The organism is Arthrobacter sp. ISL-28 (genome assembly GCF_018613875.1).
GTDB lineage: Bacteria > Actinomycetota > Actinomycetes > Actinomycetales > Micrococcaceae > Arthrobacter.
Window position 1 is genome coordinate 307,566 of record NZ_JAGGPJ010000027.1, and the last position, 13,182, is coordinate 320,747.

The 13,182-nt window shown below is 67.9% G+C and carries 13 protein-coding genes and 1 pseudogene; 9 read left to right on the forward strand and 5 right to left on the reverse strand.

Features of this window, described 5'->3' with window-relative positions; translation table 11 throughout:
• Nucleotides 1-136: 136 nt before the first annotated feature.
• Nucleotides 137-1,588: an amino acid permease gene (locus tag J7E80_RS18285; RefSeq protein WP_251037024.1), complete on the reverse strand. Its 1,452-nt coding sequence runs from the start codon at nucleotides 1,586-1,588 to the stop codon at nucleotides 137-139.
• Nucleotides 1,589-1,764: 176 nt separating this feature from the next.
• Between J7E80_RS18285 and J7E80_RS18290 the strand changes: the two genes are divergently transcribed.
• From J7E80_RS18290 to J7E80_RS18315, 6 genes are all read left to right on the forward strand, one after another.
• Entirely contained in the window at nucleotides 1,765-2,247 is a 483-nt protein-coding gene (locus tag J7E80_RS18290; protein ID WP_215053632.1) for an Lrp/AsnC family transcriptional regulator, read from the forward strand.
• A gap of 192 nt (nucleotides 2,248-2,439) precedes the next feature.
• Nucleotides 2,440-3,150 (forward strand): NrtR DNA-binding winged helix domain-containing protein, encoded by a 711-nt coding sequence (locus J7E80_RS18295; RefSeq protein WP_215053633.1) that lies wholly within the window; start codon nucleotides 2,440-2,442, stop codon nucleotides 3,148-3,150.
• On the forward strand, nucleotides 3,147-4,454 hold the full coding sequence (nadA, locus tag J7E80_RS18300) for a quinolinate synthase NadA (RefSeq protein WP_215053634.1): 1,308 nt from the start codon (nucleotides 3,147-3,149) through the stop codon (nucleotides 4,452-4,454). The genes J7E80_RS18295 and nadA overlap by 4 nt, the downstream gene beginning before the upstream one ends.
• 21 nt (nucleotides 4,455-4,475) lie before the next feature.
• Complete coding sequence (gene nadB / locus J7E80_RS18305) at nucleotides 4,476-6,173, forward strand: L-aspartate oxidase (RefSeq protein ID WP_215053635.1); 1,698 nt, start codon at nucleotides 4,476-4,478, stop codon at nucleotides 6,171-6,173.
• Nucleotides 6,166-7,038, forward strand: a complete 873-nt coding sequence (gene nadC / locus J7E80_RS18310; protein WP_215053636.1) for a carboxylating nicotinate-nucleotide diphosphorylase — start codon at nucleotides 6,166-6,168, stop codon at nucleotides 7,036-7,038. Before nadB ends, nadC begins: the two co-directional genes overlap by 8 nt.
• Nucleotides 7,039-7,045: 7 nt before the next feature.
• Entirely contained in the window at nucleotides 7,046-8,209 is a 1,164-nt protein-coding gene (locus tag J7E80_RS18315; protein WP_215053637.1) for a cysteine desulfurase family protein, read from the forward strand.
• 76 nt (nucleotides 8,210-8,285) lie between these two features.
• Here the strand turns inward: J7E80_RS18315 and J7E80_RS18320 are convergent, their stop codons facing one another.
• A complete protein-coding gene (locus J7E80_RS18320; RefSeq protein ID WP_215053638.1) occupies nucleotides 8,286-9,152 on the reverse strand; it encodes a fumarylacetoacetate hydrolase family protein in 867 nt (288 codons plus the stop codon).
• 100 nt (nucleotides 9,153-9,252) lie between these two features.
• Nucleotides 9,253-9,915: a DUF1684 domain-containing protein gene (locus J7E80_RS18325; protein WP_215053639.1), complete on the reverse strand. Its 663-nt coding sequence runs from the start codon at nucleotides 9,913-9,915 to the stop codon at nucleotides 9,253-9,255.
• A gap of 105 nt (nucleotides 9,916-10,020) precedes the next feature.
• On the opposite strand from J7E80_RS18325, the gene J7E80_RS18330 reads away from it, so the two are divergent.
• The 3 genes from J7E80_RS18330 (at nucleotide 10,021) to J7E80_RS18340 (ending at nucleotide 12,448) form a co-directional block, all read left to right on the forward strand.
• Nucleotides 10,021-10,821, forward strand: a complete 801-nt coding sequence (locus tag J7E80_RS18330; RefSeq protein WP_215053640.1) for a hypothetical protein — start codon at nucleotides 10,021-10,023, stop codon at nucleotides 10,819-10,821.
• 74 nt (nucleotides 10,822-10,895) lie between these two features.
• A complete protein-coding gene (locus tag J7E80_RS18335) occupies nucleotides 10,896-11,702 on the forward strand; it encodes a transglutaminase family protein (protein ID WP_215053641.1) in 807 nt (268 codons plus the stop codon).
• Between the two features lie 110 nt (nucleotides 11,703-11,812).
• On the forward strand, nucleotides 11,813-12,448 hold the full coding sequence (locus J7E80_RS18340; RefSeq protein WP_215053642.1) for a LysE family translocator: 636 nt from the start codon (nucleotides 11,813-11,815) through the stop codon (nucleotides 12,446-12,448).
• A 61-nt stretch (nucleotides 12,449-12,509) separates the two neighbouring features.
• Here J7E80_RS18340 and J7E80_RS18345 read toward each other — a convergent pair whose 3' ends face one another.
• Nucleotides 12,510-12,974 carry a MarR family winged helix-turn-helix transcriptional regulator gene (locus tag J7E80_RS18345; RefSeq protein ID WP_215053643.1) on the reverse strand — a complete coding sequence of 155 codons (465 nt, stop codon included), beginning with the start codon at nucleotides 12,972-12,974 and terminating at the stop codon, nucleotides 12,510-12,512.
• Nucleotides 12,974-13,182 (reverse strand): annotated as a pseudogene (locus J7E80_RS18350) (5,10-methylene tetrahydromethanopterin reductase); the annotation flags it as partial. The gene J7E80_RS18345 and the pseudogene J7E80_RS18350, both read right to left, overlap by 1 nt.

A 13,182-nucleotide genomic window follows, 5' to 3' on the forward strand; every position in this document is an offset into this window, starting at 1 on the left:
TGCCAATATTGCACAGCAGAATGCCGGCCCGGCTGCACAAATTGTGCAGCCGGGCCGGCATTATCGATGAGGGTATCGGCCCCGCTGCGTAGCAGCTGACGCGGTTATCAGCGCCCGGAAGGGCGCGTGGTGCTACCTACTTGGGGAGGTCGGCGGGGGAGGCGTCGCGTGACGCATCGGAAGCCGCGGACTCCGCGCCGGATGCCGCGCCTGACGGCGCTGCCGACTTTGCTGCGAGCCTGGCTCCGAACCGGCAGGCCGCGGCAATGCCGGCGATCAGAAGAATGGTGCTGATGAGCTGGATCCGGCTGCTCTCGGCGCTGAAGCCCACGGCGAAGATCAGCCCCAGGAGAACCAGCCCGAACACCGTCAGGGCCGGGAAGCCCTTCATGCGCAGGGGCAGGGAACTGCCGTCCCGGTCCGCGCGCCGCCGCAGGATCAGCTGGGACACCAGGGCCGTTCCCCAGACCACGAGGCACGTTGACCCCACCAGCTGGAACAGTGCCGGCAGGATCCGCTCGGGGAACAGCAGTTCAAGGACCGTGGCAATGAAGCCGAACGCCACCGAGACGCCCACGGCAAGCATCGGGACCTGCGGGCCGCTAAGCCGCGACAGGAAACGGGGCGCCTCGCCGCGCTGGGACAGCGAGTACACCATGCGCGAGGCGCCGTACAGATTGGCGTTGAGGGCGGAAAGAAGGGCGACGACGGCCACCAGGGTTATCGCTGCCCCGGCACCCGGGATGCGGGCTGCATCCAGAACGCCGGCGAACGGTGATGCGAGTGCCTCCGACGTGGCCGGCAGGACGGCTGCGATGACGAACACGGAGCCGATGTAGAAGACGAGGATGCGCCACACGACGGTACGGATTGCCTTGCCGACGCTGTGTTCAGGGTCCTCTGTCTCGGCTGCCGCGACGCTGACGATTTCCGTGCCGCCAAAGGCGAAGATCACCACGAACAGGGCTGCCGCGATGCCGCCGAGGCCGGCAGGAGCGAAGTCGGTAGCGAGGTTGGCCAGGCCCGGGGAGGCCACGTCCGGCAGGATGCCCAGCAGCAGGGCGGCGCCAATGCCGAGGAACAGCACAATGGCCGCGACCTTGAGGATCGCGAACCAGAATTCGAACTCGCCGAAGTTCTTCACTCCGGCCAGATTGATGGCCGTAAACGCCACCATGAACGCGAAAGCCAGCGCCCAGACCGGAATGACGGGCCACACCGAGAACAGCAGTCCGGCGGCGCCGAGCGCTTCCGCGGCGATGACCACCACGAGCTGCAGCCACCAGAGCCAGCCCACGGTAGCCCCGGCGGTCTTGCCCATGGCTTTCTCGGCATAGACGGAGAAGGCGCCGCTGGTGGGGTTGGCTGCAGCCATTTCGCCGAGGGCCCACATGACCAGGATGATCAGTGTTCCTGCGACGAGATAGGAGAGCAGGACCGCCGGCCCCGCGGCCTGGATGCCTGCCCCGGAGCCGAGGAAGAGCCCGGCTCCGATGGCGCTGCCCAGGCCCATCATGGTCAGCTGCCGGGGTTTCATGCTGTGGCCGAGTTGTTCGGCCGGACGCTGTGCGGTGGACTTCATTGTCATGCCTGCGTACCTTCTTGGGGTCGACTGGATAAGGGGGTCCTCGTGGGACCTTTTGAATTTACCGTCTCACCCGCAGCTTCGCCGCCCTGGCGCATGAGACCATGGGTGCAGTTTGTGCAATGGGTACGACTAAACTGCAGCGCTTTGCGTTGCGAAGGTCAGAGGAAGGCGAAGACATGACCAGTGTGGATGCTCTGGACGCCAAAATTGTCCGATTCTTCACCGATTCGCCGCGGTCGTCCGTGCTCGAAGCCTCGCGGGTGCTTAAGATCGCCCGCGCCACGGTGCAGTCCCGGCTGGACCGGATGACGGAAAAAGGTGTGATCGGATCCTGGGTTCCGCACCCGGACCCCTCGCATTTCGGTTTTCCCGTGGTTGCCTTCTGCTCTCTGACGATCAACCAGGACCTGGGGCACGACGCCGTGGTTGCGGCGCTTGCAGAGATTCCGGAACTGACCGAAATCCACACCGTCTCCGGTAGCTTCGACCTGATGGCCCGCATCGCCGCCCGCTCCAATCCGGACCTGCAGCGGGTTCTCGATGCCATGATCGCCACCAAGACCGTCCTTCGCTCCTCCTCGGTGATCGTCCTCAACACCCATTTCCAGGGCAGGACGCTTCCCCTGCTGGAAGCCGAGGCCGCCGGCGGCCACCGGTAGCTGCCGCTCGCCGGCGGCCACCGGTAGCTGCCGCTCGCCTAGCCGCGCGCCGGTAGCCGCCCCGGCTGATTGCAAGAAACATTTTGTCTGACGCCGGTTGGGCCGTAGAATCAGTTTTAGTCATCTTGACTTTAACTAGAGTGGGGGTCAGCAGGACCCCCCGCAAGACGCAGCGAAGCGGGGTGAAAAGCCGTGTACACCAACTCAGCGAATGTTGCCGAGCGCCAGACCGCTCCGCCGTCGTTGGCCATCTCCACGGTGATCTTCGCGCTCCGCCCCAGTGAAGCCTCCGGCCGTCCGACTCTCTGGCTCCCGCTGGTGCGCCGCATCCGGGAGCCGTACAAGGGCCTCTGGGCCCTTCCCGGCGGCCCGCTCTCGCACTCGGAGTCACTGCCGGACGCCGCCTCACGGAATCTCCGCGAAACCACGGGCCTGGCGCCCAGTTACCTCGAGCAGCTGTACGCATTCGGCGGCCTGCACCGCTCACCGACCCAGCGCGTGGTGTCCATTGTGTACTGGGCCCTGGTCCAGCCCACCGAGGCCGCGCTCGCCGATGAATCCGAGAATGTCAGGTGGTTCCGGGCGGACAAGCTGGGAGATCTGGCCTTCGACCACAATGCGATTGTCGATTACGCGCTCTGGCGGCTCAGGAACAAGCTGGCCTACGGCTCGATCGCCTACCACTTCCTGGGTGAGTACTTCACCCTCGCCCAGGTCCGGGAGGTCTACGAAGCCGTCCTGGACACCAGCCTCGATCCGGCCAACTTCCGCCGCCACATCAAAGCCACGCCGGAAATCGAAGAAACCGGTGAATACCTCCAGGGCGGCAAACACCGCCCGCCACGCCTCTACCGATTTACCGGCCGCCCCGGCCTTGACCCAGATAACAGGAGCACCCCATGAGCAGCGTCAACACAGCCATCCAGCTGATCACGCGTGAACAGGCCGAGAAGGGCGCCGCAGCGGCTGCCGGCAGCACCTGCAGCCCGGCGCTTGCCAAGGGCCCCTGGGACTATGACCTCGCCGAAGCCCTGGCCGGCACGCCGGCCTACGGCCCCGGGGCGTCCAGCGCCGACGTCGCGCCTCCGTCAACCCCGAGGCAGGGCCAGCTTCCCGAGGAGTACAAGCTCGCCAGCGACGCTGAACTCGATGCCCGGATCCGCGCCGCCAAGCTAACCCTCGGCGACCGCGCCGTGATCCTCGGGCACTTCTACCAGCGTGACGAGGTGGTGCAGTACGCCGATTTCGTGGGCGACTCCTTCCAGCTGGCCAACGCCGCCCTCACCAGGCCGGACGCCGAGGCCATCGTTTTCTGCGGCGTGCACTTCATGGCGGAGACCGCCGACACCCTGTCGAAGCCTGACCAGGCCGTCATCCTGCCCAACCTCGCGGCCGGCTGCTCGATGGCGGACATGGCGGACGCCGATTCCGTGGAGGACTGCTGGGAGCAGCTGGAGGAGATCTTCGGCACCGAGCCCGACGCCGAGGGCCGGGTTCCGGTCATCCCCGTCACGTACATGAACTCCTCGGCCGCCCTGAAGGCGTTCTGCGGCAAGAACGGCGGCATCGTCTGCACGTCATCCAACGCCAAGACGGTCCTTGAATGGGCCTTCGAGCGGGGACAGAGGGTCCTCTTCTTCCCGGACCAGCACCTGGGCCGCAACACCGCAAAAGCTCTCGGCGTGCCGCTGGAGCAGATGCCCATGTGGAACCCGAACAAGGAGCTCGGCGGCAACGACGAGCAGGCGCTGCTGGACTCCCGCGTGATCCTCTGGCACGGCTTCTGCTCGGTGCACAAGCGTTTCAACGTTGCTCAGATCGACAAGGCCCGCGCCGACTTCCCGGGCGTTCAGGTGATCGTCCACCCCGAATGCCCCATGGAGGTGGTGGACGCCGCCGACTCGGCCGGGTCCACCGACTTCATCCAGAAGGCCATCGCCGCGGCGGAGGAGCCGACGGTGTTCGCCATTGGCACCGAGATCAACATGGTAAACCGCCTCGCAGCCCAGAACCCGCAGCACACCATCTTCTGCCTTGACCCGGTGATCTGCCCCTGCTCCACGATGTACCGGATCCACCCCGGCTACCTGGCCTGGGTGCTGGAGGAACTCGTTGAAGGCCGCGTGGTCAACCGCATCACGGTGGATGACGCGGTGCAGCAGAACGCCAGGACCGCTCTCGAGCGCATGCTGGCCGCCAAACCCTGACAACCCCGAAATGAGGCACGGATGACTATGCCCAGCGGAACCGCGGTGTCCGGCCGCCGTCGGCTGATCGTCGTCGGCAGCGGCATCGCCGGCCTGTACGCCGCACTGCTTGCCGCCGACGCGGGCGCCGACGTCGTGTTGCTGACCAAGGCCGCGCTCGCGGACAGCAACACGTACTACGCCCAGGGCGGCATTTCGGCCGTCCTGGACGAGCCGTCGCCGGGGGACACCGTGGCCGCGCACATCGCCGACACGCTGAACGCCGGCGCCGGCCACTGCAACCCGGAGGCCGTCCGCGTGCTCTGCACCGAAGCGCGCCGGGACATCGCCGGGCTGGAACGCTTCGGCGTGCGCTTTGACCTGGACGACGACGGCGATCCCGCCTTGGGTCTCGAAGCCGCCCACTCTGCGCCGCGCATCCTGCACGCCGGCGGTGACGCCACCGGGGCGGGAATAGCCAACGCCTTGATTTGCGCCGTGCTGGCCGCCCAGGCCTCCGGAAGAATCCAGCTGCTGGGCCATGCCCGCACCACCGGACTCATCCAGTCCGGCCGGCGGGTGACCGGCGTGGAGTACCTGCACGACGGCCAGCTGAAAAGCATGCGGGCCGACGCCGTGCTGCTTGCCACCGGCGGCGCCGGACAGCTCTTCGCCCAGACCACCAACCCCTCGGTCGCCACGGCAGACGGCCTGGCCCTGGCCTGGCGTGCCGGAGCTGCCGTCGCGGACCTCGAGTTCTTCCAGTTCCACCCCACCTGCATGGTCCGCACCGTCCGGGCGGCAGAGTCCGAAGGCAACCAGGACCCGCTGCTGATCTCCGAGGCCGTCAGGGGCGAGGGCGCCATCCTGGTGGACTCCAACGGCCACCGGTTCATGCCGGCCTACCACCCTGATGCCGAGCTCGCCCCGCGGGACGTCGTCTCCCGCAGCATCGCCCTGCACCTCGCCGCGCTGGGCGATCCCAACGGCCACGTCTACCTCGACGCTCGCATCCTCGAAGAGGCCAGGGGAGCAGGTTTCCTGGAGACGCGCTTTCCCACCATCAGCCGCCGCACCCGGGAAGCAGGCGTCGACTGGACCCGGGAGCTCGTCCCCGTCGCACCGGCCGCCCACTACTGGATGGGCGGCGTGTCCACCGACCTGCACGCCCGGACCACCGTTCCCGGGCTCTATGCCGCTGGCGAAGTCGCCTGCACCGGAGTCCAGGGCGCCAACCGGCTGGCCAGCAACTCGCTCCTCGAAGGGCTGGTGTTCGGCCGGCGCGCTGTCGAAGCGTTCCTGGGCGACATGACGTCCGGGGCGTCGCCTGACGGCGCCCCTCCGAGGGGTGCATGGGGGTTCGAGGCTACGCCTGCACCGGGGGCCATTGAAATGTCCTTTGCCGACCCGGGGCCGTTCTCCCGCGCGGCCCTGCGCCGGCTGATGACGGCCCAGGCCGGTGTGCTGCGCACCAGTGCACAGCTGCGCGAGGCGGCGGGCACGCTTGCGGCGTGGGCCGCCGTCGTCGGTCCTGAAAACGTGACGGACGCGGAGGACCCGCGGGAGCATGAGGATGCCAACCTGCTGGTGGCCGCCCAGCTCCTGGTCCATGCCGCCCGCGAACGCCGTGACTCCATCGGAGCACACTACCGCGATGACAGCAGGCCGGCGCCGGCCGCAGTCGAAGACCTTGATATGCGTTACACCATGAGCCGGAAAGCGAGCCTCGTCCATGACTAGCCTGACCCTCCCTGCAGCACCCGTCCGGGAGATCCTGGAACGGGCCTTCGCCGAGGACGCCCCCAGCGGCGACATCACCTCCCAGCTGCTTATTCCCGCGGACGCCCGCGCCACGGCGGTCCTGAACGCGCGCGTTCCCGGCGTCTTCAGCGGCGGCACCGTGTTCCGGGACGCCATGCTGCTCGTCGACCCGGAGACGGACGTTGAACTGCTTCTCGCCGACGGCGAGGCGTTCGACGCCGGAACGCCGCTCGCGAGGGTCAGCGGACGGGCCCGCAGCGTACTGCTCGCCGAACGTGTCGGACTCAATCTGGCGCAGCGCATGAGCGCCATCGCCACCCGGACCGCCGAGTTCGTCAGGCTCGTGGACGGGACGAAGGCCCGCATCACCGACACCCGCAAGACCACCCCGGGCCTGCGCGTCCTCGAGCGCTACGCCGTGCGCTGCGGCGGCGGGGCCAACCACCGCTACAGCCTCTCCGACGCCGTGCTGGCCAAGGACAACCACCTCGCCGTCATGACCGGCGGTGACCCGGCAAAGCTCACGGGACTGCTGGCGGCCGCCAAGGCCCAGCTCGGGCACACCACGCATTTCGAAGTGGAGGTGGACAGTGCCGAGCAGATCGAACCGGTGCTGGCCGCCGGGGTGGACACGATCATGCTGGACAACTTCTCGCTCGAGGAACTGCAGGCCGGCGTGCAGCAGGTGGGCGGCCGTGCCGTGGTGGAAGCCAGCGGCAACGTCAACCTGGGAACCGTCGCCGACATTGCCGCGGCCGGGGTGGATGTCATCTCCATCGGCGCCCTCACCCACAGCGTCACAGCCCTGGATCTGGGCCTCGACGTCGAGCTGACGGTCAACTGATCCGGCCATGATTTTCCTTGATGCGGCCGCCACCACCCCGGTCCGGCGCGAAGTGCTGGAGGCGATGTGGCCGTACCTGACCGGAGAGTTCGGCAACCCGTCCAGCCACCACTCGTTGGGTGATGCCGCGGCCGCGGCGCTCGCCGAAGCCCGCAAGACGGTAGCGGACGTGCTGGGCTGCCGGCCGGGAGAGGTGACGTTCACTTCAGGGGGCACCGAGGCGGACAACCTGGCGGTCAAGGGCATTGCCCTGGCCCGGCAGGCCGCGGACCCGGCGCTGAACCGCGTGGTGATCAGCGCCGTCGAACATCCTGCCGTGGAGGAGTCCGCCCGCTACCTTGAGCGGTTCCATGGCTTCTCCGTCGACGTGGTGCCGGTGGACGGGGCCGGACGCGTGACTGCCGACGCGCTGGCCGCCGTCCTGGGGCCGGAAACCGCGCTGGTCAGCATCATGTACGCCAACAACGAGGTGGGGACGGTCCAGCCCGTAGCCGAGCTGGCGGCGCTGGCCCGGGAGCGCGGGGTGCCGTTCCACACGGATGCCGTGCAGGCGGCCGGCTGGCTGCCCGTGGATGTGAAGGCGCTGGGTGTGGATGCGCTGAGCATCTCGGGCCACAAGCTCGGCGCCCCGAAGGGCTGCGGCGTGCTGTTTGTCCGCGGCCGCACGCGGGTGGAGCCGCTAATCCATGGCGGCGGACAGGAACGGGGCCGCCGCTCGGGGACCGAGAACGTGGCAGGTGCCGTCGGGCTGGCCACCGCGCTGACGCTGGCGCACGCCGGGCAGGAAGCGCTCACGGAACGGGTGGTCCGGCTGCGGGACGGGTTTATCGGCGCGGTCCTGGACGGGGTTCCCGGTGCCGTGCTGACCGGCCATCCGGCGGAGCGGCTGCCGTCCGTGGCATCCTTCTGCTTCCCGGGAACCAGCGGCGAATCGGTCCTTCTGGAGCTGGAGCGCCAGGGTGTGGTGTGCTCGAGTGGTTCGGCATGCGCAGCGGGATCGGATGCGGCGTCCCCGGTCTTGCTCGCCCTCGGCATCGACGCCGAAATTGCCCAGACCGCCGTCCGGTTCAGCTTTGATTCCTCGGTGACCGAAGCGGATCTTGACGCAGCCGCCGCGGCGGTGCTGGCCGCCGTCGGAAGCGTCCGGACCCTGGGCCACGTCCCCAAGTAGCCGCTCACACGGTTCTGAGCGCTGAAAACGGCGCATGCTGCTACCTGGTTGGGCGGCGCATCCAAGGCGTGTCCCGTCAGGCAGGCGACCCCGGCGCTGCCGCCGCGCGGACAGGGTTGGTCAGTTCGCCGATTCCGCCGACCCTGCACGTGACGGTGTCGCCTGGCCGGATGGGGGCGGTGGCTGCCGGGAAGCCGGTGAGGACCAGGTCGCCCGGGTACAGGGTCATGAAGGAACTGAGGTAGACAAGGATTTCGTCGACCTTCCAGCCCAGGTCCGCGGTGCTTGCCGGCAACAGCCCGATGCCGTTGTGGACGATCCCGACGGGCAGGTCCGCGTCCTCGAGCCCAGTGACGATCCAGGGCCCGGCCGGTGTGAACGTGTCCTGGCTCTTGGCGCTGAGCCAGAGGTCGTCGGTTTTCTGCGCATCCCGGGCCGTGACATCGTTGGCGATCGTGAAGCCCAGGACGGCGGTCCTCGCGTTACCCAGCGTCAGGCCTTTGGCTTTGCGGCCGACGACGACGGTCAGTTCCGCTTCCGGCTCCACGGTCCCGACGCCGTCGGCCAGCTCAATCGCATCGCCCGGCCCGATGACACTCGTGGCGGCTTTGTGGAAGGCCTGGGCGGGGAGGTCCCGGCCTGCCTGGCCGGTGTTGTGGGCCATGCCCAGCACATTGGCGGGCGCGCTCGGGGCCAAAAAGGTGAACGCGTCCTGCGGCACCCTCGCGCCTGGCTCCCAGCCCGTCCGCGCCGTGCTGCTTGCGTTGGCGGGCGAGTCGGGGAAGGGCGTGTCGATGACGGTCCACTGCGTCCCGGCGTTGCTGGCGAAGTCGTCGGCATCGTTGGCAACGAAGAACTGCTCACCGGGCAGGGAAACCGGGGCGCCAGTCGCGGGAGAGAGCGGGCGGACGCGGGCGATCCGCCGCGGGGGAGGTGGAGTCATTCAGCCATCGTAGGCACCGGCAGCGGCCCGCAGTGAAATGCGTCCAGGTGCCGGCGTCCAGGTGCCCGCAGTGAAAAGCGCGGGCGGGCTCAGTGGAGCGTCAGTACAGTTCGCCCACGGGGATGTCGACAGCCAGGCGGTTCGAGGGGCCAGCGAGCGGGCATGCCCAGGCTTCGTTGTAGGCACACGAGGGGTTGTAGGCGAAGTTGAAGTCCAGGACGAATGGCGCATCGGGACCGGAACCGCGCACTCCATGGAAGGCGCCCTTGATGGTGTCCAGGAGGTATCTTCCGGCCCCGTAGCTGCCGCCAGGCTGTCCGGCGGTGGCGTCGCGGAACGGAACAAAGATTCCGCCGCCGTAGCCAATCAGCTTCCAGACCGCGAGCTGCCCCATCTCCGGCAGGTCGAACGTGCCAAGCCGTACGAATCTGACGAGGCCGTCAGTGCCGGTCTCGACATTCATTTCCCGGCCGGCGCCTTCCTTGGTCAGGGGCACATGGAAACGGTAAATGGGATCGTAGTCGGCGGTCTTGAGGCCGCCGAAACTCGCCTTGGCCTCCGCGGTGAGCGCGGACGCAGGGTGCGTGCCGAACATGCGGTCCCGCTCCTGCCTCCAGTAGGCATGCGCTTCCGCCGGGTTCTCTGCGGCGATTCTGCGGACATGGTCGTACAAGGCAAAGGTCCGGAGCCGCCAGTCAACAATATCGACGGCGGACATGCCCGCCAGGGTCTTCTCGACCGCGTCAACCTCATGTTCCGCCATTCCCCCAGCCTAGCCCTCTTTCCGGACCCGGAATGCCCGGGCCCGGCTGCGAAACACCGGGCCGGATGACCGCGGGGCGGGCGGTGCCGTGGATAGGCTGGAGGCATGACAGGGATACTTTCCCGCAGGACCGGGGTGGCCGCCGTCGCACTGCTGGCTGCGTCGCTACTGGCCGGATGCAGCAGTGACGGCAAAGGCGCGCCGGCCTGGACGGTGGAGCCGAGCACCGCATCTCCCGGAGCGTCATCGGCCACAGCCGCCCCCTCTGCCACGGCGTCAGGCGGGCCGTCCGCGTCGCCCGGAGCGACGGCGTCGGCGGGAGCGACGGCATCGGCGTGGAAGGTTTTCACCGACCCCGCCAAGAAAGTCAGCTTCGAGCTCCCGCAGGACTGGATAGCCCAGTCTGTGGAGCCGGCCAAGGGCACCCTGCCCGGTGCGGTGAAAGTGGAGGTCAAGGACGCCGAGGGTACGTATTTGGCCACACTGCAGACCGGACTGCCGGAGGCCACGCCCGCCACGTGCGCACCGGCCGCGAAGAAGTCCTACGTCGTCGTCAGCAGCGTCCCGGTGGAGCTGCCCCACAGCGGTGGCGAGGGAACGATCTCCCCGCATGTGGTGTTCCGGGTGATTCAGGGTTACCGCTTCTTCGGCTCCTACGGGATCACGAACATGGTGGGCGGGGCGGACTCCAAGGCCTGCCAGCTGCAGAACGTGGTGCGCGGACTCGAAGGAAAGGGCAACTACTCCTTCAGCGATGTGGGGTCCCTCAAGTCCTTTGCGCCGGATGAGAAAGTTGCTCCCGCTAAGGTCTTCGACACGCTGGACCAGGCTGCGGACTACGTTAACGAAGGCTCCGAATTTGCCAATGTCCAGCGGATGCTAATGTCTCTGGAGATCAAAAACTAGTCTGCTGCCTCCGGCACACCCATCGGATCCGCGGCCGCGACTGACGTCCGCTTTCCTCACACCCCCGGAGATACATGGAACGCACTGTGGCTGCCCGCCTGGTCTTTAAGACCGTGGCCGAAACCAAGGTGGCACTTGCCGTTTCCGTGGCCCGGAACCCGGGCTATTCCTCCTTGGACGAGACCTTGTCGGTGACGTCCGGCGAGGGGCAGGTTCCGCTGACGGAGCTTTCCGACCACCATGGCGGCCGGTTCCACTACATGGAGTTTGCCGACCCCGCGGAAGTCACCGTGGACTATTCGGCCACGGTGAGGGGATTCGCCGAGCCCGAAGACGCCTCCCGTATGGAGCTCATCCGCTACGTCCGGCCCAGCCGCTATGCGGAATCGGACCGGCTGCTTCCCACGGCCTATGCCGAGTTCGGCGGCGTTCAGGGGGAGGAACTCCTCCAAGCCGTGCGTCATTGGGTCTACAACGAACTCCGCTACGTCAGCGGCTCGTCCCGCGGCACCGACGGAGCCGTGGAAACGCTCCTGAACCGCCGCGGAGTGTGCAGGGACTACGCCCACCTGGCCATCTCGCTGCTGCGCGCCAAGAACGTTCCCGCCCGGCTCGTGGCTGTGTACGCCCCCGGTCTTTCCCCGATGGATTTCCATGCCGTGGCCGAGGCACACATCAACGGCGCCTGGCACGTGATTGACCCCACCGGCCTTGCCCCGAGGGAGTCGATGCTGCGGATCACCGCAGGCCGCGATTCTTCAGACACGGCCTTCCTGTCCACGGTGGGCGGCAGCCTGTCGCTGCAGGACATGCGCATCACGGCCGTGGTCAACGGGGAACTTCCCTTCGAGGATCCGGACAAGCTCGCCGTTCTCCGCTAGCGGAGCTGCGGGCCGTCGACCCGGGGAACCCTTCAACAGCACACCTGAGTTTCAGCTGGCCCCATCAGGCGGTGGCTGGTTGTGGGACTTCATGGGCGTTACGATCAGGCATGGTCCCTGCGACAAACCTTCTGGCCTTTGCCCTGGTCTCCGCGCTGCTGATAGCCGTCCCCGGCCCCAGCGTCCTTTTCGTCATCGGGCGGTCTCTGGCCCTGGGAAGGCGCGGCGGCCTGCTCAGCGTCCTGGGTAACGCCGCCGGTGAACTGCTGCAGGTCGCGACCGTGGCGCTGGGCCTCGGGGTGGTGCTGGCGCAGTCGGTGGTGTTGTTCAGTGTCGTCAGGATTGCCGGAGCCGCATACCTCATCTACCTCGGCGTCCAGGCGCTCCGGCAACGCCACGGGCAGCCGGCAGGGCGAGGCCCGTCACGTTCCGCCTCCACCTGGCGGATCCTCCGGGAGGGCTTCTTCGTGGGGGCTACCAACCCCAAATCGGTCGTATTCTTCGTGGCCGTGCTTCCCCAGTTCGTGGACCACGCCGCAGGCGCCATCCCGCTCCAGCTTGCCCTGCTGGGGGCCACGTTCCTGGTGATCGCCCTCGTCTCGGACAGCGTGTGGGCACTCGCCGCAGGCACGGCAAGGAAGTGGTTTGCGCGCTCACCCCGCCGGGTCGCCGCCGTCAGCACCACGGGCGGAGTGATGATGATCGGCCTCGGCGGCACCCTGGCCCTGACAGGTAACAAAGCGTAGCTGCGGGGCCTCGGCCATTAGCGTGCGGCAGGACGCCTTGGCCGCCCGGGTTCCCAGCGCGTTAGCGAGGCAGCGAGGTCCGCAGCTTTTCCGTGAGCCTCAGCAGCTCGCGCTGTTCCGCAGCAGTCAGCGCCGGAGCGACCAGTTGCGTGATTTCCCGAACGTGTTCGCGGCCAATCTGCTTTTGCAGCTGCGCGCCTTCGTCCGTGAGTTTCACCAGGACGCCGCGCCCGTCGTCCGGGGCCGGCATCCGTTCCACCAGGCCACGCTTTTCAAGCCGTTCAACCAGCCTGCTGAGGCTGGACTGGCTCAGCAGCACGTTGTCGTTGAGCTCGTTCTGCCGCAGCCATCCGGAGGGACAGCGGGACAGCGTGAACAGGACGTCGTACTCATTGACGGCCAGGTCCCGGAACGCCGGTCCCGACTGCAGCCGTCGCATCACAGCAACCTGTGCACGGAACAGCGACTCCCAGGTCTCAGCAGCCAGCCGCATCGGCGAAGCGGCGGGGGCCGTTCGGGCGGACATCACGCCTCCTGCACCGAAGACGCCGGGGCGGAAGAGGCCGGGGACGCTGCGGCCTGGCCGGACTCGGCGCGTGCGGCCGCATCCTGGGCCGCCAGCCCTGCTGCGACGCGTCCGGCGTGGGTGGGCGGGTCCGGAACGTGGGCCGGTTTGAGGGCGGCGTACTCCTTGCGCAGCACCGGAAGCACGTCTTCGCCGAACAGGTCAAGCT